Source organism: Frankia sp. BMG5.60 (assembly GCF_059428125.1).
The window spans coordinates 7,737,142-7,762,489 of record NZ_CM182091.1 but is presented as its reverse complement, the minus strand read 5'-3'; the positions used below and the strand labels follow the sequence as shown (position 1 = coordinate 7,762,489).

The 25,348-nt window shown below is 70.9% G+C and carries 15 protein-coding genes; 6 read left to right on the top strand and 9 right to left on the bottom strand.

Annotation, left to right across the window (positions count from 1 at the left end; all coding sequences use genetic code 11):
• Window positions 1-42: 42 nt before the first annotated feature.
• The 9 genes from AC5R91_RS31745 to AC5R91_RS31705 form a co-directional block, all read right to left on the bottom strand.
• A complete protein-coding gene (locus AC5R91_RS31745) occupies window positions 43-1,494 on the bottom strand; it encodes a cytochrome P450 (RefSeq protein WP_495394962.1) in 1,452 nt (483 codons plus the stop codon).
• Between the two features lie 113 nt (window positions 1,495-1,607).
• Window positions 1,608-3,260 (bottom strand): AMP-dependent synthetase/ligase, encoded by a 1,653-nt coding sequence (locus tag AC5R91_RS31740; protein WP_495394961.1) that lies wholly within the window; start codon window positions 3,258-3,260, stop codon window positions 1,608-1,610.
• Window positions 3,247-3,813 (bottom strand): PaaI family thioesterase, encoded by a 567-nt coding sequence (locus tag AC5R91_RS31735; protein WP_495394960.1) that lies wholly within the window; start codon window positions 3,811-3,813, stop codon window positions 3,247-3,249. The genes AC5R91_RS31740 and AC5R91_RS31735 overlap by 14 nt, the downstream gene beginning before the upstream one ends.
• Complete coding sequence (locus AC5R91_RS31730) at window positions 3,810-4,994, bottom strand: ABC transporter ATP-binding protein (RefSeq protein WP_495394959.1); 1,185 nt, start codon at window positions 4,992-4,994, stop codon at window positions 3,810-3,812. The genes AC5R91_RS31735 and AC5R91_RS31730 overlap by 4 nt, the downstream gene beginning before the upstream one ends.
• Entirely contained in the window at window positions 4,994-5,830 is an 837-nt protein-coding gene (locus tag AC5R91_RS31725; RefSeq protein ID WP_495394958.1) for a carbohydrate ABC transporter permease, read from the bottom strand. The genes AC5R91_RS31730 and AC5R91_RS31725 overlap by 1 nt, the downstream gene beginning before the upstream one ends.
• 5 nt (window positions 5,831-5,835) lie before the next feature.
• Window positions 5,836-6,729, bottom strand: coding sequence for a carbohydrate ABC transporter permease (locus tag AC5R91_RS31720; protein ID WP_495394957.1), 894 nt, complete (start codon window positions 6,727-6,729; stop codon window positions 5,836-5,838).
• 86 nt (window positions 6,730-6,815) lie between these two features.
• Window positions 6,816-8,138, bottom strand: coding sequence for an ABC transporter substrate-binding protein (locus AC5R91_RS31715; RefSeq protein ID WP_495394955.1), 1,323 nt, complete (start codon window positions 8,136-8,138; stop codon window positions 6,816-6,818).
• Window positions 8,139-8,140: 2 nt separating this feature from the next.
• Entirely contained in the window at window positions 8,141-8,980 is an 840-nt protein-coding gene (locus AC5R91_RS31710) for an MBL fold metallo-hydrolase (RefSeq protein ID WP_495394954.1), read from the bottom strand.
• 330 nt (window positions 8,981-9,310) lie between these two features.
• Window positions 9,311-10,882, bottom strand: coding sequence for a PfaD family polyunsaturated fatty acid/polyketide biosynthesis protein (locus AC5R91_RS31705; protein WP_495394953.1), 1,572 nt, complete (start codon window positions 10,880-10,882; stop codon window positions 9,311-9,313).
• 533 nt (window positions 10,883-11,415) lie between these two features.
• Between AC5R91_RS31705 and AC5R91_RS31700 the strand changes: the two genes are divergently transcribed.
• From AC5R91_RS31700 to AC5R91_RS31675, 6 genes are all read left to right on the top strand, one after another.
• Complete coding sequence (locus AC5R91_RS31700) at window positions 11,416-12,195, top strand: SDR family NAD(P)-dependent oxidoreductase (RefSeq protein ID WP_495394952.1); 780 nt, start codon at window positions 11,416-11,418, stop codon at window positions 12,193-12,195.
• Between the two features lie 37 nt (window positions 12,196-12,232).
• The gene (locus tag AC5R91_RS31695) at window positions 12,233-14,593 is read left to right on the top strand and encodes a 2Fe-2S iron-sulfur cluster-binding protein (RefSeq protein ID WP_495394951.1); all 2,361 of its coding nucleotides are present in this window, start codon (window positions 12,233-12,235) and stop codon (window positions 14,591-14,593) included.
• A gap of 150 nt (window positions 14,594-14,743) precedes the next feature.
• Complete coding sequence (locus AC5R91_RS31690) at window positions 14,744-15,970, top strand: NAD(P)/FAD-dependent oxidoreductase (protein WP_495394950.1); 1,227 nt, start codon at window positions 14,744-14,746, stop codon at window positions 15,968-15,970.
• Window positions 15,971-16,003: 33 nt separating this feature from the next.
• The gene (locus AC5R91_RS31685; RefSeq protein ID WP_495394949.1) at window positions 16,004-16,657 is read left to right on the top strand and encodes a GDSL-type esterase/lipase family protein; all 654 of its coding nucleotides are present in this window, start codon (window positions 16,004-16,006) and stop codon (window positions 16,655-16,657) included.
• A 51-nt stretch (window positions 16,658-16,708) separates the two neighbouring features.
• On the top strand, window positions 16,709-23,044 hold the full coding sequence (locus tag AC5R91_RS31680) for a beta-ketoacyl synthase N-terminal-like domain-containing protein (protein ID WP_495394948.1): 6,336 nt from the start codon (window positions 16,709-16,711) through the stop codon (window positions 23,042-23,044).
• The gene (locus tag AC5R91_RS31675) at window positions 23,031-25,340 is read left to right on the top strand and encodes a hotdog family protein (protein WP_495394947.1); all 2,310 of its coding nucleotides are present in this window, start codon (window positions 23,031-23,033) and stop codon (window positions 25,338-25,340) included. The genes AC5R91_RS31680 and AC5R91_RS31675 overlap by 14 nt, the downstream gene beginning before the upstream one ends.
• Window positions 25,341-25,348 lie beyond the last annotated feature (8 nt).

Here is a 25,348-nt window from a genome sequence, read left to right as displayed (position 1 = left end):
ATGCCTTCCGCGATTACCTGCCACTGTCTCTGCCGCCGCTGGTCACTGCGCGGACGCGCTGGTCGTCCACCGCTCGCGGTCGGCGGACGACCGGCGCGCCAACGCCATCGTGAGGTGCGCCGGCTTGAGGGTCAGCGTCTGGCGCACATCGAGCGAGTAGTCGGCCTGATCAAGCAGGCGGTACCGGTGGACGAGCAGGGCCAGCATCAACGCGCCTTCGTGCAGGGCGAACTGCTGCCCGATGCAGGACCGCTGCCCGGTACCGAACGGCTTGTACGAGTGCGGCGGGCGCAGGGCCGTCTGCTCGCGGCTGAACCGGCTGGGGTCGAACAGCTCGACGTTGTCACCCCACACCGGGTCGCGGTGCAGCATGGCGGTCACCACGCTGATCGTCTCGCCGGCCCGTACCGGGTACCGGCCGACCAGCAGGGTGTCGCGTAGCGGGCGCCGGTCGAACGACGGGGCCGTCGGCCACAGCCGCAGCGCCTCCTGGAGGATCTGCCGAATGTAGGTCAGCTTCCGGACCTCGGCGAACGTCGGTTCGGGATTCGGGTCGTCGCCGAAGGCACCGTCGACCTCTCGCTGGGCCAGATGCAGCGTCTCCGGATTCTTCATCAGATAGTAGAGCGCGAACGACAGCAGCCCGGACGTCGTCTCGTGGCCGGCGATGAGAAAACTGATCACCTGGTAACGGACGTTCAGACTGTCGAGCAGCTCCCCGGTCTGCGAGTACGGCGAGGTCAGCATGAGGTCGAGCAGGTCCTTCGGGCCGGTGGACGGCGCGGCCTTCCGCGTCTCGATCACGTCATCGACGATCCGGGCCATGGTCGCGCAGTCCGCCTCGTACTGCCTGGTCAGGACCGGGTCCTCCTCGCCCGGACCCCAGCCCACCTGCAGACGGCTGTAGGTCAGAGCACCGTTCATCGCGCTGACGAACGGATGCGGCTCATCGCGGGTGAACGAGTCGAGGTCGTAGCCGAATCCCGCCAGGCCGATGGTGTCCAGCGTCATCCTGGTCAGATCGCCCGGGACATCGACCGGGGTCGCGCCGGCCGTACCCGCGCCAGCCGACTGATCCCACCGGTCGAGCAGCCTGCGGGCCGCGCGGAGCATGAACGCGTGGTAGCTGCGGAGGCCGTCGACCGCGAACGCGGGCCGCAGGATGGTGTGGGCTTTCCGCCAGTTCTCCTCCTCCGTGTAGGCGGTGAACAGTCCGTCCCCGATGTAGTCCCGCGCGAAGCGCAGCCCCGCGCCCAGGTCCTTACCGAAGCGCGTGTCGTCGCAGACGTCGGCGGCCAGTTCCTGGGAGGAGATGAGCAGCGGGGCGTAGTCGTCTCTGATACGCCAGCGGTAGATCGGGCCCAGCCGGCGGGCCACTCGGATGCAGGCCAGGCTGTACCCGTCATCACCGAACTCCTCCGGTGTGACGGTCGCCTCTGGTATTTCGTCGGGACCCACCGGTGAGAAAGGGGCGTTGGAGACTCCGACTGCCATGATGACGTCCTCCTTGACGCGGATGTGGCGGCCGCGATGTCGCTCCGCCGCGGCGAGACGGGCGGTCGAGACGGCGCGGTCAGCGAGACGGCGCGGTCAGCGATACAGACCGGTCAGCGATACAGAGAGTCGATCTCGGTGGCGAGGTCGAGCAGAACCTTGGTTCGGATGAGCTTTCCCGAGCTGGTGAGGTGGCCGGTGGAAACGCCGAGTTCGCCGGGGAGGAGCCGCCACCGGCGGATCGATTCGGCCCTGGACACCAGGGTGTTCGCGGCGTCGACGGCACGCTGGACCCAGGCCTCGACGTCGGTGGGCGACAGTCGCCGCCGGACCGCCTCGGCGGCGTCCACGGCGATCAGCGCGGTCACGTACGGCCGCTGGTCGCCGACGACGATGCACTGGGTGATCAACGGGTCGGCACGCAGCCGATCCTCGAGCGGCGCGGGCGCGACGTTCTTGCCCGACGACGTGACCAGGATGTCCTTGCGGCGGCCGGTGATCCGGATGAAGCCGTCGTCGTCGACGACCCCGAGATCGCCGGTACGGACCGAGAACGGTCCGGGCCCGCACCGGGCAGGATCCGTCTCACCCCAGTAGCCGGGCGACACGTTGCCGCCCGTTATGATCAACTCGCCTGCGTCGTCAACGACGATGGACGTCCCCGGGTTCGGGCGGCCGACCGTGCCGATCCGGTTGTCGGTCGCCCGGTTGATCGCGGCGGCGGATGCTGACTCCGTCATCCCGTAGGCGCCGAGGACGGCGATCCCGCGACTGCGGAACGACTCCTGCTGCTCGGGCGCCAGCGACGCCCCGCCGCAGATGACGTAGGCCAGCGCGCCCATCGCCCAGGCCGCGTCGCCGTGGCCCTCCCGCTCGTCGTCCAGCACCGCACGATCGAGCTTCTCCAGCAGGTAGGGGGTGAGCGCGAGGAAGGTCGGCGGCCGGTGGCCCATCGCGTCGAGCATTTCGGCCGGCTGTCGGACCACCACCGCCTCGCCGCCGGCGAGCAGGGTCGCCAGCAGCGTCGAGCGGCCGTACATGTGGGACAGCGGCAGGGCGATGACCGTGCGGGGGGCTGTTCCGTCCAGCGGCGAGAAGAGCTCGGGCAGCGCCGCGGCGACATTCGCCGTCCCGCAGTAGACATTGCGGTGGGTGAGCACACAGCCCTTGGGTTCTCCGGTGGTGCCGCTGGTGAAGACGATGGTGGCCACGTCCCCGGCGGTCACCGGACGGCCGGGGCCGTCGTCGCCGGCGGCGGCTTCGGGCAGCGCACCGGAGCGCGTCGGTGCCGGCCGTGGCGCCGCCGTCGGGTCGACGATGACCATGCCCACGCCGGCATCGCGCAGCAGGGCGTACCGCTGCGGGTTGTCGGCGACGCCCACGGCCGGCGTGGTGGTCCGCACGATGTGCTCGACCTGGTTGGCCGAGCTGGTCGGGTAGATCGGCACCACGACGGCACCGATGCTCAGGGCCGCGAAGTCAGCGACGATCCAGTCCAGGCTGCTGTCGCCCATCAGCGCCAGCCGGTCGCCATGCCCGATGCCGTGGCCTCGTAGCCGCGCGGCGAACCGGTCGACCAACTCGGCGAGCCCCCGGTGGCTCACGGCCTCCCAGCCCCGGTCGGCCCGGTAGCGGATGGCGGGCCGATCGCCGTGGTGGACGCGGCCCCGGTCGAGGAAGGGCCAGATGCTCCCCGCCTCGGCGAGGTCGACCGCCTCGGGCTCGGGCTCGGCCTCCGGGGCGGAACCCTGCTCAGCGCTGGACATGGCCCGCCGGACCCTCGTCCTCGGCACCGACGGCGTCGAAGGCGCAGGCGAACTCGAGGTACGCCTTCCCGATCAGGCTCCCCTCGCTGTCGCGCAGGTAGGCCTTGGCGTCACAGGTGATTCGCAGCGCGCCGGGATCGGTCAGCGCGGCGGACAGGATCCGCTCGTCCATCACGACCGCCACCGACACGTCGCCGGCGCCGGGCTTCAGGAAGTCGATCCGGCAGTTCCTGAGGAAGAACATGGTCAGCCCCCGCAGCCGGTGAGCGGTTGCGCCGACGAAGGCCGCCGAGCCCGCCATGTCGGCCGCCAGGAACAGCACACCCGCGTGCAGGGTGCCGACGGAGTTGGTCAGGTCCCTCCGGTAGACGATCTCGACCCGGCCGGCGGTCGGACTGACCTCGGCGATGGTCAGGTCGACGAGGCTGTTGAAGGGGACGGAACTCTGGAGAACCCCGCGCAGGCGGTCGTAGTCGGGGTTCTCGCCCGCGAACGGGTGGAACGCGGAGAACGGTGTGGACACGGTTGCGGCCAGCGCCGGCGTGCTCGTCACAGCCTCACTCCTGTCTGCGTGTCGAAATGGTGCAGGGACTGCGCGGGCACCAGTACGCGCATACGTTGGCCGACCGCGGCCGGGGTGGCCGCCGGGAACTCGACGCACCACGGCCCGCGGTCGCTCACGCAGTGGGCGACCCGTCGGTCCCCGACGAATTCGATGACATCGACCGTGCCCTCGAACACCTCGCCCGGCCCCACCGGGGCGGGCGCGGCGGGCGAGGCGGTGCCGTCCAGGGCGATCCCGTCGGCCGGGCGCCAGCCCAGCAGCCGGCCCTGGTCGTCCAGGCCCGCGCCCGGGGAATCCGGCAGGATGTTCATGGCGGGGCTGCCGAGGAACCGGGCGACGAACCGGTTCGCCGGGCGGCTCCAGATCTCCTCCGGCGTGCCGACCTGTTCCAGCCGGCCCGCGTTGAGGATCACCACCCGAGTTCCCAGGGACAGCGCCTCAACCTGGTCGTGGGTGACCAGGACGAAGGTTCCCGCCACCTCGCGGTGCAGCCGGATGAGCTCGGCCCGCGCCTGCGCCCGCAGGCCGGCGTCGAGGTTGGACAGCGGTTCGTCGAGCAGCAGTACGGGCTTGCGGCGGACCAGGGCTCGCGCCAGGGCCACCCGCTGTCGTTCTCCGCCGGAGAGCTCGCGGGGCCTGCGGCCGAGTTTGTCACCCAACCCGAGAAGGTCACACATCTCGCCCACCCGCCGGGAGATCTCCGCTCGCGGCAGCGCGTTGCGGCCGGCGTGCTTCGCCTCGAGCGTCAGCCCGAAGCCGATGTTGCGGGCCACCGTCATGTGCGGGTACAGGGCGAAGTCCTGGAACACGATCGCCACGCCCCGCTCGCCGGGCCCGACGGAGGTGACGTCCTGCCCGTCGATGTGGATCTGCCCGGCCTCCGGCGTCTCAAGGCCGGCGATCATCCGCAGCAGCGTCGACTTGCCGCAGCCGGACGGGCCGACGAGCACCGTGAAGGAGCCCGCCGGGATGGACAGAGCGGGCAGGTCTGCCGCCAGCTGGGAACCGTACGACTTGCGCACCGAGCGCAGCTCGATGCCGCCAGAGGCGGCGACCGCGGCCGTGGCGGCCGCAGCCGTGGCGGCCGTGGCGGCCGGTTCCGCCTGGGCAGGCGCGGGGACCGATGCCCGCCCAGGCACCGCGGGCTCGGATGTCTTCACTGCGTTCATCATTTGATCCCCGATTGGAGGAAGGCGTCGGTGATGCGCCGCGAGGCAAACGCGTAGACCGCGACGACGGGAACAGTCGTGACCATCGCGGCCGCGAGCAGTGCTCCGGAGGTCGGTCCCTCCTGGTTCCCGAGTAGCTGAAGCCCGGCCTGGATGGTCGTTCTGTTCGCCTTGGGCGCGATCAGCGTCGGCCACAGGTACTCGTTCCAGGTGTTGATGAAGACCAGGATCGACACGGCGGCGAGCGCCGGTCTCAGCAGCGGCAGAACGACCAGGCGCAGCGTCTCCGCGGGCCGGGCGCCCTCCACCACCGAAGCCTCGATCAGGCTGGTGGGGATGGCGGCCAGGTACTCCCGCAGCAACAGGATCGGCAGGCCGCACGCCGCGAGCTGCGGGACGATCAGCCCGACGTAGCTGTTGCGCCAACCGAGGTGACTGGCGGCCAGAAACTGGGGGATGATCAACGCCTGTGGCGGGATGACCACCGCCGCGCCCGCCAGCAGCACCACGGCGCTGGCCCAGCGCGGCCGGAAGCGCACCAGCGCGTACGCCGCGCCGATGGCCACCGCCAGCTGTAGCAGGGTGGCACCGACCGCCATGATCACTGTATTCAGCAGCATCATCCCGATCGGAAACCGGAACAGCGCGTCCCGGTAGTTCTCCGTCGACATCGGCCACGGGATCGGGCGGGTGGAGAACAGGTCGTTCGCCGGCCGCAGCGACGTGATCGCCACCCAGAACAGCGGGAACAACAGCCCCGCGATGACGATCAGCACAGCCCCGTGCCGGGCGAGCGTGGTGGCCCCGCCCCGCAGGCGGGTACCGGAGCGCCGCATCGCGCTCACCCGGCCGCCGGCGCGCCGGCGCGCCGGATCCGTCCGGTCACCAACCGCACCATCACGTAGCCGGCGGCGACACCCACAGTGATCACTACCGCGGCCGCCGCCGCGATACCAGTGTCGAAGAACGTGAACGCGTAGGTGTAGAGCTGGTAGAAGACGTTGTTGGTGGAGCCGTTTGGACCGCCCTGGGTCACAAGGGCGACGTTGGTGAAGACCCACTGGCCGGCCAGCAGCACGCACAGCAGCCCGAGCAGGGCGACGGGCCGGATGAGCTGGGGCACGACGACGTAGCGGACGATCTCCCAGCTCGTGGCGCCCTCGACCCGGGCCACCTCGATGGAGGACTGGTCGATCGTCGACAGAGATGCGGAGAAGAGCAGCGTGTTGAGGCCGATGATCTTTCCTGCGGTGATGGCCACGATGACCAGAGGTGCCCACGACGGGTCGTTCAACCAGCCCGGACCGGGCAGCCCGAGGCCGGTGAGAGCGGCGTTCGTGACCCCCTGCAGCGGGTTGAGGATGAACTGCCAGGAGACCGCGTTGGCTGCGGGCGCCAGCACCACCGGCAGGAACAGCAGCGCGCGGTAGACGCGCGACACCCTTCCGGGCCGCAGCCACAGGGTGATGGCCAGGGCGAGCGGCACCACCGTGGCCAGCGGCAGCATCACGATCACATACCATCCGGTCTGCCAGACCGCGCTGCGGAAGTCGTGGTCGGCGAACAGGTGACGGTAGTTGGCCAGGCCGACGAAGCGGGCCGGCGTGGTGAGGTCCCAGTCGAGCAGGCTCGCGACGCCGGTGGCGACCATGGGCAGGTATACCCAGGCGACCAGCGAGAGGATGGCCGGCGCCGAGTAGAGCCAGGGCCCCGAACGCCACCTGACGCTCGGCACGCCGTGTCCTGCCCGAGCGGGCGGGGCGGGCGGGGCGGGCGGGGCGGACACGTGTCCGGGAACGGCCCCGGCCATCGTCGCTTCGGTCACTGTGCCAAAGACCGGATCTTGTCCGCGGCCGCGCTGAGCACCGGTGCCGCGTCCGCACCCTGCAGGACGACCGGCGTCACGGCCTCGTCCTGGAGAACGACCACCGCCTGATTCGCGCGGCGGCCCCGAAAGTAGGTGTACGGCGTTACGTCCTCGATCTGGTCCAGCGACGGCAGGAGGCGCCCGTCCTCCTTGAAGTAGTCGCCGAGGTAGGCCGGATCGGACACGATGGCCGGCCGCAGTGGCAGGTATCCGATGGTCTTCGTGAGGATCGTGAAGCCGTCCGCGCTGGTGAGGAACCGGATGAACTTCCAGGCCGCCTGTTGCCTGCGCTTGTCCTTGCCGAGGACCGCCAGACCGGCCCCCGAGTAGGTGGGCCTGGCCTTCGAGTCGTTGAACGCGGGGAACGCGGCGGTGCGAAGGTCAAACTTGCCCGCTGCCGATTTCTCGAACGTCGACATTGCCGCCGTCGTGAAGATCATCATGCCGATCTTTCCGCCGGCGAACGCGGCCTGGGCGTCGGTCGCCGCCACCTTCGGTTGCAGTCCGCTGGTGACGAGATCCCGGATCGCGCTGAGGCCGGCGACGGACCGGGGCGAATCGACGGTGACGGCGCCGCTGTCGTCGACCTCGCCGCCGCCCATGCTGTTCATCACCGACTGCGTCATGTAGTCGGACTTACCCGGGTCGGCGATGGCGAAGTAGACGCCCTGCTTACCGATCCTGGTGATGGCGGCCGCGGCGGTCTTCACCTCGGCCAGCGTCGTCGGTGGCTTGTCCGGATCCAGGCCGGCCGCGGCGAAGATGCCCGCGTTGTAGTACAGGACCGGCACCGAGATGGAGAACGGGAAGATGTCGTTCCTTCCGGTCTCCGGGTTGCTGACCGCCTTCAGGATGTTCGGGTAGATCCCGTCGGTGCCGGCCTTCCACTCGGCCGCCGTCGGAATGTCCTGGACCGGGACCAGCGGAAGGGTCGAACGAGCCTCGCCGGCCTTGCTCCAGCCGAGCTGGACCACGTCGGGCGGGCTTCCCGCCGCGGTGTCGGTGCGCAGTTTGGTCAACACGTCCGCGGCCGCCACCCCCTCCGGCTCGATCCTGATGCCCGGGTTGGCCTTCTCGAACTCGTCGATCAGCTGCTGCGTGCCGGCGCCGCAGCAGGGAGTTCCGTAGTTGTAGGACATGAAGCGGAGCGTCACCGGGCCGCCGCCGCCTGTCCCACCGTCGTCAGACCCCGAGCAGGCGGTCATCGTCAGCCCCAGGGCCGCGGCGGTGGTGGCCGCCACCAGCCCGAGGCGAAACCTGTTTCTCCTCGTTCGCATCGTCATCGCTCACTTTTCGCGAGCGTGGAGAACGTCATGCCGGGCTCGCCGACGTGGATGGGTCCGGTGAATTCGGCGGCGGCATCCGCCCGCCGCGCCTGCTTCCATTCCGACTGGGGCGCGGTGAAGTGGGTCAGCACCAGCTCCCGCACCCCGGCCCGGGCCGCCACCCGACCGACATCGGTTCCCGAGAGGTGACCGTGGTTGGTGTGGTCGGACTCCCGCAGCGATGCTTCGGCGAGGAAGATGTCGGTGTCCTTGGCCAACCTCACCAGGTTCTCGTTGTAGCCGGTGTCTCCGGTGAATCCGAGGCTGCCGGAGGGACCGTCGATCCGGATTCCGCAGTCGGGCGATGAATGCCTCATCGGGATCATGCTGACGGCGCAGTCGGCGATCTCGTACGACCCACCCCGCTCGTATTCAATGACCTCGTAGGCCAGTTCGAAGGCCTTGTTCAGGTGGGGTATGGTATTGACCGGGAAGAGCTCGGCGAGCCGGTCGAGCGTCGCCCGCGCGCCGCGCGGTACGAGCAGCTTTATCCGGCTCCCGGTGTCGTCGCCGTGAAAATCGCCCTTGCCGTCGGTGTCGACGAGCCAGGTCTTTCCGTACGGCAGCATCGCCTGCTTTCCGATGGGCAGCACGTCGTAGCAGTGGTCGAGGTGCATGTGGCTGATGACCACCGCGTCCAACTGACTGGCATGCGTGTACTTCGTCAGCATCACCGCGATCCCCGGCCCGCAGTCCATGAGTATCCTGGATCGCTCGGTCCGCACCAGGTAACCCGAGCTGGCGGCACCATCCGCGGGCATGCCAGCTCGGTTTCCTATTATTGTCAGCTCCATGCGCGCCTCATTCTGGGTTTGTTCGGTGGCGGAGCTCAGCCTAGACCTCGAGAAAGGGCGATCCCGTGAAACATTTGGACTGCAAATAGTTCTATGTGGCCGGCGATTTGATCGGTGTTTTCGGCCAGCAACTCCCCGCCGAAACTTCCGAATCAGCTCGGATGTTTGCCTGCTGTTTTCCCTGGATTCCACCGGGGCTTTCCGGATGTCCGGCGTCATCTGTACCGGTCACGACCAGGACGGGAGGCCGAGACGGGAGGCCGAGACGGGAGGCCGAGCAGCCACGATGGCGGGCGTTGCCCCTCGTCCAGTCGGGGCGGCAGTCCTGCCTCACCCTGTCGGGGGCAGTGGCCGATAGCGGCTGGCCCGCAGCGGCGGAGTTACTCCGTGACAACGCAGCGCGGCCACCCGGTGATGAAAGGCGGCGCCCCGCATGATGTGGTGGGCGAGCTCCGGCGCTCGGCGGGCGCCGACCAACTCCAGATAGGTTCCGCGCAACCAGGTGTTGCACGCTCCCATCGCCGGGCCGCACCAGATCTGGTAGTCCGCCACCCGGTCGGCGGCACCGGCCGTGGCCCACCGCGAGGACTGCCCGAGATACCAGCGAAAGACCAGTGCCATCCTTCGTTTCTCGTTCCCCTCCGCCCGCTGGAGCTGCATGGGATCGCGCTCGGCGAAGTACCGGCGCGTGTCCGCCCAGACCTCCTCGAGCGGCAGCCGGAAGACGTTCCGCTCCAGCGCGGCACGCTCCGGCCCCGGGATGTCCGCGATGCCGTCGTAGCGCCGGTAGAGCTCGAAGAGCTGGCGAGCCCGGGCCGCGAACATCGACCCACGCCGCAGCACCTGGACGTCGGCACCGAGCTCGAACATGTCCGCCGAGGGTGCCATCTCGCAGTCGGTCATCCCGGCGGCGCCCAGCAGGGCCTTCGCCGCAGCGGATTGAGCGGACTCGACGCACGCCTGGTTGATCGACCCGGTGACGACGTAGTCGGCGCCCATCGTGAACGCCGCGGCCGCGGCCGTCGGGGTCCCGATGCCGCCGGCCGCGCCGACCCGTGCCATGCCGCCGTCGTAGCTCGGTCCGATCTCCTCGCGCAGGGCGATGATCTCGCTCAGCAGGACGGTGAGTGGGCGCCCGTCGGTGTGGCCGCCGGAGTCGGACTCCGCGGTGATGTCGTCGGCCATCGGCACGGTGGCAGCGAGGCGCGCCTGCTCCGCGCTGATCCGGTCGCTACGCAGCAGGGCGTCGAGGAGCCCTGGCGGCGCCGGCCGCAGGAACAACTCGGCGATCTCCCGACGGGACACCTTCGCGATGATCTGGTTGGCGATCTCGACTCGCCCGTCCCGGGCCATGCTCAGGCCGCGCGCGCGGTAACGCACGATGTCCTGGGTCAGGTCGAGGAATGCCGATGCCTCGACGCACCGCACGCCGTGGCGCAGGCAGGCGTCGACCGCGTCGCGTTCCATGGCCGGCTCACTAGGGCTGTGGATGACGTTGCAGGCGTACGGGCGCCCGGCCAACCGGCGGCTCAACAGCTCCAGCGCACCGTCGAGCCGTTCCACCGGCAGGCCGGCGGCACCGAACGAAGCGAGCAGCCCGCGCTCGGCCAGACTGACGACCAGGTCCGTCGACGCGATACCGCCGGCCATCGCGCCGGCGTGGTAGCACTGCCGAACGCCGTGGGCACGCAGGAAGGCCCGGGATCCGAGACGCTCGGGCGGCAGCGGCCCAAGGGTGAGCAGCCGTCGCGCGGGTGCCCCGCCCGGGCCAGTCCCGTCGTTGGACAGCCAGTAGCCGCCAGCGTGCCGGACAACGTGGACGGGTTCCTCCAGTCGACTCAGGACCGTGTAGACGTCGGCCGCCGGCTGGGTCCGGGCTCCGGCGTCGAGAACATGCGCCATGGGAGTCCCCTCGTGGTAAGTGGCGTGGTCGTGCAGGCCATGTCGGACGCATTCGCCCGGGGCTGTTCCCGAGCCGCTGTTGGCCGCTCGGCCGACCCGCCCGCAGGAGACAGCGGGTCGCACGCGGGTGCGCAGAAAGAGGTGAAGAGATGGCGGCCGTCGCTCATGGCGTCTGTCCGGATGCCGACCACGGCCGGGCCCAACGATTGCGGCGACGTCTGAACTGGCCGTAAACAAGGCGCCACGAGAGTGTCAAAAACGTCTTAATTGCAGACGGCGGAATTGATCCAGACGGTACCGCATTGTGAATCATCACGAAGGCCGATCCTTCTGGTTCACCGGACCGGCTCGTGCTGAAATAGGTTGACCAGCTCGACAGGCCGGCGCTCTGGGCTGCCGGCGGTGCGGGCGCCCAGCGCGGGTGTCGACAGTTGTGTGCGCCGGCGCCGATGGACGGATCACGGTCGCACGGTTCTTCCCCATCCGGTCCGGCCTGGCGGAGATGCCCTCACCTGCAATCATAAGGAAACACGATGATGCCGCGGACAATGCATGGTCGGACGGCTATGGTGATCGGAGCGTCCGGCGGAATCGGTCGGGCGGTGGCGCTGGCTTTCGCGCGTGAAGGCGCCGATGTGGCGCTGGCGGGTCGTGACACCGCGGCGCTCGAGCAGGTGGCGGCTAACTGCCGGGACCAGGATGTGGCGGTGGTCACATCGACGTTCGACGTGACCGACGAGGGTGCTTGTCTCGACGCGGTCGCGGCGGTCGCCACGCGGCTGGCCGCACCGAATGTGCTGGTCAACGCGGCCGGCGTCCCGGACAGTCGGCGGTTCACGGACATCACGGTCGATCTCTGGCGGAGCATCATGCGGGTGCACGTGGAGGGCCCGCTCGTGCTCATGCGGGCGGTCCTACCCCAGATGATTTCCACCGGCTGCGGCACGATAATAAACATCGGGTCGACCGCCTCCGTCGTTGGTCTCCCCAACGCCGCTCCGTACACCGCCGCGAAACACGCGCTGCTCGGGTTGACCAGGTCCGTCGCCGCCGAGTACGCCGATCGCGGAATAACCGTGAACTGCGTCTGCCCCTACTATGTGGACACCCCCATGACCCGCCGCGTCATTGACGAGCGGATGCAGGCAAAGGGATGCGACTACGAAGCGGCGGTCCGGCCGTTACTCAACCCGCAGAGACGGCTTGTCGCGGCCGAGGAGGTCGCGGCCGTCTGTGTACTTCTCGCCTCCGACGGAGGGGCGGCGATCACCGGCCAGGCGTTGCACGTCGACGGTGGAAAGGTCCAGGGCTGAATCCGGTGCCCGCACCAGCGAGCAAGGAGGAATCGCGATGCCTGAGGTCGAGCGCAGTCGCGACAGTAAACCTCGGGGACATGTGTACGTTCTCGGCGCGAGCATTGCGGGGCTGCTGGCCGCGCGCGTCCTCGCGGATCATTTCGACCGGGTGACCGTGCTCGAGCGTGACCCGTTCACCGCCGAGGGATACCGGGACGGTGCCCCGCAGGCCCGGCACATCCACGCCCTCATGCACGGCGGCAGTCAGATCATGGCGGAGCTCTTTCCCGGCCTGCTGGAGGAGATGGAGTCGCTGGGCGCGCCCCACACCCGATGGCTGGAGCGGTCCCGCTGGTATCTGGGCGGGACGCCGATGCGCGCACCGCACCACACCGAGACCACCCTGGCCACCCCCAGTCGACCGCTGCTGGAGCACCTGCTGCGGACCAGGGTGGCCGCCTACCCGAACGTGACGTTGCGTGATCAGGTCAGGGTGGTCGGCCTGGCCCACAGTCCGGGCCGGATCACCGGGGTTCGAGTTGTGGCCGGCCGATCCGGCAGCGAGGAGATCCTCCCCAGCGACCTGGTGGTCGACACGACCGGTCGCAACTCCGCGGCCGGGCGCTGGCTGGCCGAACTCGGCTACCAGACCCCCGCGGAGTCGCGGGTCGAGGTCGACCTCGGTTACTGCTCGCGGCGCTACCGCCGCCGGCCCGGCGACCTCGGCGGCGATGTCGCGCTGACGGCATCGACAGTGCCAGGGATGCCGGGCGCCGCCGTGCTGGCCATCGAGGGCCACGCCTGGCACGTCACCCTGTCGGGCACGCTCGGCCGACGGGCGCCGACGGACCCGGACGGCTATCTCGCCTACGCCGCCGGGCTGCCGATCCCGGACGTGTTCGAACTGATCCGGGACGCCGAGGCCCTGGACGCCCCGGTCCAGCACCGGGTGCGCGACTCCATCCGCCGCCGCTACGAGGATCTGCCGAACCCGCCCGCTGGCCTCATCTCCATGGGCGACGCCGTGACGAGCTTCAACCCCATCTACGCCCAGGGCATGACCGTCGCCGCGCAGGAGGCGCTGGTTCTGCGGGCCGTGCTGCGCGAGCCGGGCCCGGTTCGACCGCGGCGGTGGTACCGGGGTATCGCGCCCCTCATCGACTCCGCGTGGGGGATGTCCACAGCTATCGACCTGCGTTCCCCGCTGGTCAAAGGGGAGCGAACCCGGCTCGGGACGCTTTTCGGGCGGTACCTGAAGCACGTTCAGATGGCCACCGCGACCTCCCCGTACGTCACCGCCCGCCTGCTCGAGGTCATCAACCTGACCCGGCGGCCCCGGATCCTCCTGCGCCCGGGTGTCGCCCTGCGCCTGGGGACGGTCGCCGTGTCGCGCCGCCTGGCCGCCCGGCGGGCGCACCGCCACAGCGCAGTGCCGCCGGCCGTCACGGCCCCGGACAGCACCCCCGAGGTGGGCATGCTGGTCGTGCGCGACCGGATTGACGAGTCCGACGGGGTGATCTCGCTGACACTCGCCCGTCCGGACGGCGCGCCACTGCCGCCCTGGACGCCAGGTGCGCACATCGACGTCCGGGTCGGCGACGGCGAGGTCCGCCAGTACTCGCTGTGCGGCGACCCGGCGCACGTCACGCAGTGGCGGATCGCGGTGCTGCGGGAGCCGGCAGGCCGGGGCGGCTCGGCCTATCTGCACGAGCGGGCAGTCAAGGGCGCACGGCTGGCGGTCGGAGCCCTGCGCAACAACTTCTCGCTCATCCCGGGCGCCCACACGGTGCTGATCGCCGGCGGCATCGGCATCACCCCGTTGCTGCCGATGATGGACCGGCTACGGGCGACGGGCCGGTCGTGGTCGCTGCACTACGGCGGGCGCGACCGGGCGGCCATGGCCTTCGCCGCCGCGCTGGCCGGCGATCCGCGCTGCACGCTGCATCCGCAGGACGAGGTCGGTCCGCTGCCGCTGGAGACCATCCTCGACGCCCAGCCGGTGGAGGGGACGACGGTGTACTGCTGCGGGCCGGAAGGCCTGCTCACCGCTGTCGAACAGCTCTGCGGCGACCGGGAGGCCCTCACCCTGCGCGTGGAGCGGTTCCGTCCCCGCCCGGCGCAGGACGCCGGAACCGGTGCGGCCGCTGCCCGGTCCTACGAGGTGGAACTGCGCCGTTCCGGGGTCACGCTGACGATCGAGCCCGGCCAGTCGATCATCGACAGGCTGTGCGCGGCCGGCATCGAGGTCTCGTTCTCCTGCCGGGAAGGCACGTGCGCGAGCTGCGAGACGCGGGTGCTGGCAGGCGAGATCGTCCACCGGGACTCGGTGCTGACCGATGAGGAGCGGCTGGCCGGAAACACCATGATGCTCTGCGTCTCGACCACCCGCTCCGAGCGCCTCGTCCTCGATCTCTGATCCAGCGTCTCCACCCGCCGGTCCGCGTCGCCATCCCTGGCACGGCGCGGTCTGTCCTGCCTGCCCGCGCCGCGGTGCGGTGCGGTGCGGTGGATCCCGTCCGCCTGCAGCGCGAGCGGACACCCTCTCTCGGAAGGAAAGAAACCCGCCATGTACGACGTGATCATCGTCGGCGCCCGCTGCGCCGGATCGCCACTCGCGATGCTGCTGGCCCGCAGCGGGAGAAGGGTCCTGTTGGTGGATCGGGCGACGTTCCCGAGTGACACGGTGTCGACCCACTTCATCCAGCAGACCGGCATCGCGCTGCTGCGTGACTGGGGGGTGCTGGCGGCCGCGGTGGGCAACGCCGCGCCCATCCAGTACATGACCATGTCCTTCAAGGACGTCAACATCAGCGGATTCTCCGATCCGATCGACGGCATCGACGCGGTGTACGCGCCGCGGCGGACGGTCCTGGACGCCGCGCTCGTCGAGGCGGCGCAGAGCGCCGGAGCGGAGGTCCGTCAGGGTTACACGGTCGAGGAGCTCGTCTTCGACGACGAGGGCCGGGTCGTGGGCCTCCGGGGACGGTCGGCCTCCGGAGCGGTCAGCGAGGAGCGCGCCCGGGTCGTCGTGGGCGCGGACGGCGCGAACTCCACGATCGCCCGACTGGCCGGCGCCACCACCTACAAGCACGTCCCGGCGTCGTGCTTCATCTACTACAGCTACTTCGCCGGCCTGCCCTGGACCTCCTTCCATCACCGCACCGCTCACGACGAGCAGCAGATGGGAGCCTGGCCGACCAACGACGGGCTGTACCTGGTCGCCACCATGCGCAAGCGCTCCCGGTTCCGGGAGTTCCGCGCCACCGCCGAGGCCAGCTTCCAGGAGGTCGTTGACCAGGTGACCCCCGATCTCGGGGACGACCTCCGCCAGGCCGAGCGGGTCGCGCCGTTGCAGCCCATGCTCTATCCGGACAACTACTACCGGCAGGCCAGCGGACCGGGATGGGCGCTGGTCGGCGACGCCGGGTACCACAAGGATCCATACACGGGAAACGGCATCGCCGACGCGTTCCGGCATGCCGGCGCGCTGTCCAGCGCGCTGTTGTCCGGCCTGGCCGCGAGTAACGAGGTTCTCGACGGGTCGTTGCGTGCATACGGCCAGCATCGCGACGAGGAATCCGCGGAGACCTACGACTTCACGTGCACAATCTCCGAGCTCGACCTGCCTCAGGACGTCTACGACGCCTTTGACGCGTCCAGCCGCGACCAGCGCTACCGAACGGAGTTCTTCCGACTGCTGGCCGGTGCGATGCCCGGTCACGAGTTCTTCGCCCCCGAGCGGCTTGCCCGCATGTACCGCGAGGTCGGATTCCAGCCGACCGTCGAGGTCTGACTCGTAGCCGTCTGCGTACACGGAGGGACCGCTATGCCTGTCCGACTGGTGGTCATCGGCGACAGCTTTGTCGAGGGCCGCGGCGACCCCGACCCGCAGGGAGCCGGCTACCGCGGCTGGCTACCGACCTTCGCGGGCCTTCTCGGCCTCCGCGACGACGAGTGCCGCAACCACGGCGAGCACCTGGCGACCACGGCTACGGTCCTGGACCGGCAGCTCGACGAGGTCCGCTCCGCGCGCCCCCCGCTCACCGGAATGATCGCCGGCTTCAACGACATCGTCGGCGAATACCGGCCGGCCGAGTTCCGGCGCAATCTCACGACGATATTCGACGCCATGACCCGTCACGCGTCACTGGCCTTCACCACCACCTATCCGGACCTGACGCGGCGCATGGCCCTGACCGCCCCGGTGCGGGCCGGGATCAGGTCCCGGATCCAGGACGCGAATGCCGCGCTGCGCGGCATCGCGGCGGAATTCGACATGGTCTGTCTCGACCTGGCTCGCGCGGGAAAGGGGTGGGATGACGACGGCCTCTGGTCCGACGACGGTATCCATCCCAGCCGCGCGGGCCACCTCCGCTTCGCCGGAGAGCTGGCCGACGCCGTCGCCGACAGCCTCGGGGTCGTCCTGACCGGGACGGCACCGAATTCGACTCCATCGCCCCCGGCGCTCGCGCTCCGCTGATCCGCCGCCCGCGCGCCGGGCTGCGTGCGGGAACCATGAGAAAGGGAAATCATGGATTCGACCTCCTCGTTCGACGACCGACGGTTGGAGAACACTCCGATCGCCATCGTGGGAATGGCCGGCCTTTTCCCACAGGCCCGGAACAGCGGCGAGTACTGGCGCAACATCGTTGACGGCGTCGACTGTTCGTCCGAGGTCCCCCCGGACCGCTGGCGGGTCGCGGACTACTACGACCCGGACCCCGCCGTGCCGGACAAGGCCTACGCCAAGCGCGGCGGGTTCCTCCCCGACATCGACTTCAGCCCCATCGAGTTCGGCCTGCCACCGAACCTGCTCGGCGTCACCAGCAGCCTCCAGACGTTGAGCCTGCTGGTGGCCCGGGACCTCCTCGTGGACGCGGGTGCGGTCGGCTCACACTGGTACGACCCCGCCCGCACCGGTGTCGTCCTCGGGGTCGTCGGCTGCGTCGGCCTGATGCACCCGTTGGCCATGCGGCTGTCGGCCCCGGTCCTGCGGGAGGTCGTGCGCAGCTGCGGGCTGACCGAGGCCGACGCCGAGGAGATCGCCGACCGGTTCACCAAGGCGTTCGCGCCCTGGGAGGAGAACAGCTTCCCCGGGCTGCTGGCCAACGTCACCGCCGGGCGGATAGCCAACCGGTTCAACCTCGGCGGGATGAACTGCACGGTCGACGCCGCCTGCGCCGCGTCCCTGTCGGCCGTGCGGATGGCGGTCAACGAGCTGGTCGACGGGCGCGCCGACATGATGATCACCGGTGGTTGCGACACCGAGAACTCGATCTTCACGTACATGTGCTTCAGCAAGACCGGCGCGCTGGCCCACTCCGACCGGGTCCGGCCGTTCGACCAGTCCGCCGACGGCACCCTCCTCGGCGAGGGCGTCGGTCTGCTGGCACTCAAGCGCCTGGCCGACGCCGAGCGCGACCACGACCGGATCTACGCGGTGATCCGCGGGATCGGTGCGTCCAGCGACGGGCGGGCCAAGAGCATCTACGCGCCGCGGGCCGAGGGGCAGCACCTCGCGCTGCGGCGTGCCTACCAGGACGCCGGCTTCCCCATCTCGTCGGTGGAACTGTTCGAGGCGCACGCGACGGGCACCGCGGTGGGCGACCGGACCGAGATCGGCGCGCTCGTCACGGTCCTCGACGAGTCCACCACCGACCGCGGGTACGCCGCGATCGGCAGCGTGAAATCGCAGATCGGGCACACCAAGGGAGCCGCCGGCGCGGCGAGCCTCATGAAGACCGCACTGGCGCTGTACCACAAGGTCCTGCCGCCGACAATCGGCGTCGACAGCCCGAACGAGGCGCTCGCCGACGGTCCGCTGTACCTCAACACCACCGCCCGCCCCTGGATCCTCGACCCCGACCGGCCCCAGCGCCGGGCCGGCGTGTCCGCGATGGGCTTCGGCGGCACGAACTTCCATGTCGTACTGCAGGAACATGGTGAGGCCCCGGCCGTCGCCCTCCACCGGCGCGCGCGGGTCCACCTCTGGTATGCCGAGGACGCCGCCGCACTGGCCCGGGCGGTCCGGGCGGGCACGGCGGCGACGTCCGAGGGCCCGGTCCCCGCCGAGGCTCCGCGCCTGGCCCTGATCACCACCGGCGACGACCGGCTGGCCGAGCTGTGCGAGCAGGCGGCCGGCCTGATCGAGGCCCGACCCGACGCGGTCGTCTGGTCCACCCCGGCCGGGATCTACTTCCGGTCGCGCGCGCTGCCGCGGCCCCGGGTGGGCGCGTTGTTCGCCGGCCAGGGCAGCCAGTACGTCAACATGGGGCTTGAGCTGGCCCTGAACGATCCCGAGGTCAGGCGGGCATTCGACGAGGCCGAGAGCGCCTTCGTGGACGCCGGGACGCGCCTGGGACCGGTTGTCTTTCCGCCGCACGGCTTCCGGGAGGAGGACGCCGGCCAGGCTGAGGAGACGCTGCGGCGGACGGAGTTCGCCCAGCCCACGATCGGCGCCCTGGCGGTCGGCCAGTTCCGGGCGCTGCGCGAGCTGGGTCTGACCTGCGACGCCTACCTGGGGCACAGCTTCGGCGAGCTCACCGCGCTCTGGGCCGCCGGCGCGCTGGACGACGGTGACTTCTTCCGGCTGGCCTGCGCACGCGGGCGGGCGATGGCCCCGCGCCGCGCGGGGGACGAGGCCGGGGCGATGGCCGCGTTGCAGTGCTCGGCCGCCGACGCTCATCCCCTCCTGGCGCCCGCGGCGGAGGTCACGATCTGCAACTACAACACGCCCGACCAGGTCGTCGTCGGCGGTCCGACGGCACAGGTCGACGCGGTCGTCGCCGCCTGCCAGGACGCTGGGATCAAGGCCCGGCGACTGCCGGTGTCGGCCGCGTTCCACACCTCGCTCGTCGCCCACGCGGTCGAGGAGTTCCGGGCGAGCGTCGCCGAGGTCGACCTGCGCGTCCCGGACGGTCCCGTCCACGCCAACACCGCTGGCTGCGCCTACGGGCCGGACATTGCGGCGAACCGGGAGGTGCTTGTCAACCAGCTCCTGAACGCCGTCGACTTCGTCGGCGGACTGCGGGCCATCACCGAGGAGTCCGACTGCAACATCCTCGTGGAGTTCGGGCCCAAGCAGGTGCTCACCCAGCTTGCCCGGCGGACGGTCGCCGAGGACGTGTTCACCGTCTCCGTCGACGCGGGGCCACTCGGTGACAGCGACGTCGCCTTCCACCGCGCTGTCGGGCAGTTGCTCGTGCTCGGTGTCCCGCTGCGCGTGCCGCCCGCGGCGCCCGCCGCCGCCGGCGGCGCCCGGGACGCGGTCGCGACTTCGGCCGCCGGGACGGTCGCCTTGACCGGCGCCGAATACGTGCCACCGGCGCGCCGCCAGGCCTACGCCGACGCGATCGGGGCCGAGTACCGCCTCGAGGCGGCCTCGTCGGCGTCGCTGCCGGCTCCGGTGACGCAGGACGTGGCGCTCGTCGAGCCCGACGAGCCCGAAGGGCCCGACGTCGCGGCGCCGCGGCGCACCGAGACCCACGGCAACGGTCACGTCCCGGCGGCCGGGTGGGAGGGAGACGACCCCCTCGAGCGGTTCACCGACGTGCTGAACCGCCAGACCGACCTGCATACCCGGTACCTCGACGGTCAACTGAAGGTCGCCGACGAGCTGCTGGCCGTCCTGCGCGGTCCGCAGGCCAGCGAACGGTCCGGTCTGATCGGGAGCATCGCGGCGGTCAGCGAGGCGATCAGCAGCGGACACTCGGCGGCGAACAACGTCCTGGCCCGGCTGGCGCACGCCGGCCTGCCCGAGCTGGAAGATGCCCCGGGCGACCTCGCCGCGGGCGGCGACCGGGGTGCCGATGCGCGTACGGCGCTGCCACCGCCGCCGGCCGCCGCGTCGGACCTGCCGATCGTGCTGCCGGCACCGCCAACCAACGGCGCCGTGCTCGTCACCGACTCCGAGCTCGCACCGCCCGGCAGCGGGAGGACGCCACCGGCGACGGACCACGGAACCACTGCGGGCAGCGGTCCGGACGGGGAGGCGTTGCGGGTGGCGGTCGCGGCGATGGTGGCCGACCGGACGGGCTACACCATCGAGATGATCGATCCAGGGATGGATCTGGAAGCGGATCTGGGAGTGGACTCGATCAAACGGGTACAGATCGCCAGCCAGCTCCGCGAGCAGTACCCACTGCTGCCCCCACTGGGCCCGGAGACGATGGCCGAGCTCCGCACGATCGACCAGCTCGTGGGCCACCTGACCACCACCGGGCCGGCAACGACCGACCGGCCGGCGCCCACCGGCGGCGAGGGCAGCGGCAACACGATCGGCCCGCTCACCACCATCCCGCGCCACCGGCTCCTGGCGGTGCCGCTGCCTCCGGTCGACCAGGCGCCGGACCCGTTCTCGAAGGATCCGGTGGCGGCGATCGTCCGGCTGGGATCAGGCACCGCCGACGCCCGCGCTCTGGCGGACCACCTCGCCGCGGCGGGCTGGACGGTCGATGAGCTGGTCCTCGGCGACGAGCCGGCAGGGGGCTGGATCGGTGCGGACTGGGACGATGCCGGTCTGGAGCGGCGGCTGGTCGACTTCTTCGCGGCACAGACCCGGCTCGACGCCTGCGTGGTGTGCGTGGAGGCTTCAAGCGACCTCGGCCGCAACGTCCGCCACCTCGCCGACACCGTGCTTGTGGCGAAGCACGCGACCACGCGCCTGCGCGGCCTCGTCGCTGGCGACCGGGCCGCCTTTGTCACGCTGACCCGGATCGACGGGCGCACGGGCGAGCAGAGCACCGAGACGAACCCCGACGAGGACCCCGGCCAGGACCCCGGCCAGGACCCCGGTGCGGCGAGCCGGATCCTCGGCGGTCTGGCCGGCCTGACCAGGACGATCGCCACCGAGACGCCCGAGCTGTTCGCCCGGGCCCTGGACGTCCATCCCGACCTCCCGGCGCAACGGCTCGGTCGCCACGTGCTGGCGGAGCTGTGCGATGCCGCCGTCGCCACCCCCGTCGTCGGGCTCGACGCCGCGGGGAACCGGTGCACGGTCGTTCCGGTTCCCACCGTGAGCGTCGGCCGACCCGACCGGGACGGGGGGCCCGACCGGGACGGGGGGCCCGACCGGGACGGGGGGCCCGACCCGACTGTGCGTGCCGACGACGTCGTGCTTGTCACCGGTGGCGGACGAGGCATCACCGCCCGCTGTGTCGTCGCGCTGGCCGCGGCGGTCCCGGCCGAGTTCATCCTGCTCGGACGGACCGACATCGCGCGGCCCTTGCCCGTCTGGTCCGTCGGGGTGGACGACGCGGACCTGGCCCCCGAGATGATCGCCGCCCACGCGGGCGAGGGCGCCCCGCCGCATCCGCGGGCCGTGGCGGCCGCGGTCGCCCAGGTGCGGGCGCAACGGGAGATCACCAGGACTCTTCAGGCGGTGGAGGCCGCCGGGGCTCGGGCCCGTTACGTCAACGTCGACATCAGCGATCCGGACGCGGTCGCCCGGGCGCTGGAAGCCGACCGGGACCGGATCACCGTGCTCGTGCACGGCGCCGGCGCCCTGGCCGACGGCCTGCTCACCCGCAAGCAAGGCGAGGACCTGCGTCGCGTGTTCGGCCCCAAGCTGATCGGCATGGCCGGGATTCTCCGGACGATCGCGGGCGGGCCGCTGCGGCAGGTCGCGCTGTTCTGCTCGGTGGCCGGGGTCTTCGGTAACAGCGGCCAGTCCGACTATGCCGTCGCGAACGAGGCACTGAGCCGCTGGCCCGTCCCAGCGTCCGGCGGTTCGCGCCCACGCGCCGTGGCGATCGCCTGGGGCGCATGGGACGGCGGCATGGTGACCGCCGACCTGCGGGCGCTGTTCGAGTCGCGGGGCGTGCCGCTCCTCGACGCCGACGCCGCCGCCGACGCCTTCGTCGCCGAGATGATCGAGCACCGGGACGGCGGCAGCGTCCTGCTCGCACCGCCGATGCCGTTGCACGGCAGCCTGCCGGTCCCGGGCGGCACGGACCACATCGCCTGCCGCGACATCGGAAACCTGGCGACCGACGGCGTCCTCGATGCGCACCGGATCGACGCCACGATCGTGCTGCCCGCGGTCCACGCGATCGGCTGGATGATCGCGGTGGCCGAGGCGGCCCAGCCGGGCCGGCAGGTCACCTCGGTCGAGGGCTTCGAGGTGCTGCGGGGGATCACGTTCGATGCGGACGGGGAACGTCCCCACCACGTCCGGCTCACGACCCGGCCCGGGGACGGGGACGGTGACGGTGACGGTGTGATCGTCGCCGCCGCGATCGGAGACGGCCATCCGGCCCGGGACCAGGGACACGGCGCCGCCCGCTATCGCGCGGCCCTCACCCTCACCACCGGACAGCGGGCCGCGCCGGGGGCCGAGCACCCGGTGGTGGACGGGAACGGCCTGGTCGCGCCGGAGGACGGGACACGTCTCTACGAGGACGGCGTCCTGTTCCACGGCCCGGCGCTGCAGGGCATCAGGTCGGTCCTGCGCCGCGGCGTCGACGAACTGGTGGTCCGCTGCCGGATGCCCCATCCGGACGCCGAGCTGCCCGGCTACGGTGGGCAACGCTACCGTGCCGTGCCCACCGACCTGATGTTGCAGGCGGCGCTGGTGCTGGCCGCCGAATCCGGCACGGTCGGCTGGCTGCCGCTGGGGGTCGACCACATCGAGCTCTGGGAACCGCTTCCGTTCGCGGAGGCATTCACCATCCGGGCGCGGAAGGTCGGGCAGGACCTGAACCGGATGCGCGTGGACGCCGAGGCGTTCTCGGCATCCGGGCTCCTCCTGCAGCGGCTGACCGGCATCGCCCTGGTCACCTCGCCCGGCCTGGACGAGAAGTTCAGGGCCGGCGTGCGGAGCTGGAAGCTGTCCGACGTGCCGGCAGGAGGAAGCCATGTCGACTCCTGACCCCGTTCGCCACGGGCCCACCGCCGACGGTGAGATCCTCGTCGTCGAGGTCGACGAGCTGGACTGGTCCGACTTCTCGCACAACGGTGTGGATGGGCACGCCGGGCGGGAAGGCGGTACGGACGGCAACGGCGCGAGCGTCCCGGCCGATTTCGAGACGGCGGGGCAGACCGGCGGTTCGACGGCGACGGCGACGGCCCGTCCCGGGCCGAACGGCGAGGTGCGTGCGATGGACGGGATCGCCGATCGCCTCCACCGCAGCGTGTCGGACGCGCACGGTCATGCTCTGGCCGCACATCAGGCGCTGCAGATGGTCCTGGTGCGGCGGTGGGCGAACGGCCGCACCGGCCGCACCGGCCGTCCCGGTGCCGGGTCGCGGCCGGGTCCCGCGGCCGGCACGGTCGGCGCCCCGGTGCTGTCCGCGCCGCAGGGCCCGGAGGTGGGAGCCTGGCGCTTCTACGAGATCCGCGACAACCGACTCGTCGAACAGTCCGGCCCGCCCGCGGCGTCTCGGCCATGGCCTTCCCTCCGATCCTCGCCCAAGCCGCTGGCACGCTCGGCTCGGACAGCCCTCGCCGAGCAGGACCTGGTGGCGCTCGCCCGCGGCGAGATCGCCCCCGTCTTCGGAGCCGCCTACGCCCAGCCCGGTCTCAACCGGCGGGTGGCGCTCGGGGCGGGCCGGTCGCTGGAGCTGACGGCAGTCGACCAGCTCGACCATCGAGGCGGGACGGCGGGCCGTGGTGCCCTCGAGGCGCACCGCCGGCGGGTCGCAGTGGCGGGGGGCCTTGCGCAGCGCCACCTCACCGCGGCCCAGCAGGCGGTGGAGATCATGGCGCTCTACCTCGGCCTTCACCTGTGTTTCGCCGACTGCGAGCTGGCCGGTGGGCTCCCCGCCGATGCCGTTCCCGACGGGTGGCCGGTGTCCGTCCTGTCTATGCCGGCAGATCCCGACGTCCACACGATGCGGGTCGAGGTGGCAGCGGTCGAGCTGGTCCCGCTGCCATGGCTGGCGGCCGACGTCACGTTCCACGATCCGCGGGGCACGATCACCGGCCGGATCAGCGGGCTCGGCGTTCACGCCCGGCCCCGGCCAGGCGCGCCGCTGGGGCCAGGGCTCGGGGGGATCGTGCCCGAGTTTCTCGGGCGGTTCAACGGCCAGGGTGAACGGGCACTGCTCAGCGAGTTCAACATCACCCACATCGCGGACGGCGATCAGGCCCTCGCGATGGGCCCGGAGTTCGCCGACTTCTCGGACGTGGCGGCCGTCCGGCTGCCCAGCGGCGACCTGCTGCTGGTCGACCGCGTCATGTCCCTGACCGGTCGGCGGGGCGACATCCGTTCCGAATCCCGTTGGCGGACCGAGTACGACTCGCCGGCCGACGCCTGGTACTACCGGGACAGCGCGAACGCCGGGATGCCCAACTGCGTCCACATGGAGTCCTCGCTGCAGGCGGCGGCGTTCATCGGCCCCTACCTGGGCGGCACGCTGCTCGGTGGGGATGCGGAACCGCTGCGCCTGCGCAATCTGGAGGGCCAGGCGACGCTCCTGCGGGAGGTCGAGCTCCGAGACCAGACCATCAGCCAGGAAAGCTCGATCATCTCGACCTCGATAACACCGGGCGCGTTGCTGCAGGAGTTCGCCTACGAGTGCTCGCTGGCCGACGGGCCCTTCTACCGGGGCACGTCGCTGTTCGGGTACTTCAGCAACGAAGCCCTGAACAGCCAGATCGGCCTGGACGGCGGACGACTGGCGCCGACCTGGCTCGACCTCAACCAGACCGCATCCACCCGGACCGTCGACGTGTCCAGGCGCCGGGCCGGCTCGGGACGGACGGCCTGCTCGGTGGGCCGACTGGCGCTCCTCGAGGAGTTCGACGTCGTTGACGGGGGCGGGAGCGCCGGCCTGGGGTACCTGCACTGGGTACAGCCCGTCGATCCGACGGCCTGGTATTTCGAGCAGCATTTCCGCCTCGACCCGGTGATCCCCGGATCGTTCGGGGTCGAAACGCTGATCCAGGCAGTCCAGGAATGGTCACTGGACGCCGGTCTCGATCAGGGTCTCGATGGTGTCGAGTTCGTCGTCCCGGTCGGCTCCGCGCTACGATGGAAATACCGCGGACAGTTTCTCCGGTCCGACACTCCGATGACCTTCGAGGTCCACATCACCGGGGTCGAACGCCGGCCGGGCCGGGTGCGTGTCTCAGCTGAGGGGAATGTCTGGAAGCCGGGGATGCGTATCTACCGCGTCGATCAGATGTCCATCGAGCTGCGTGCGGCGGGTGCGCCGGCCTGGTGAGACGGAGT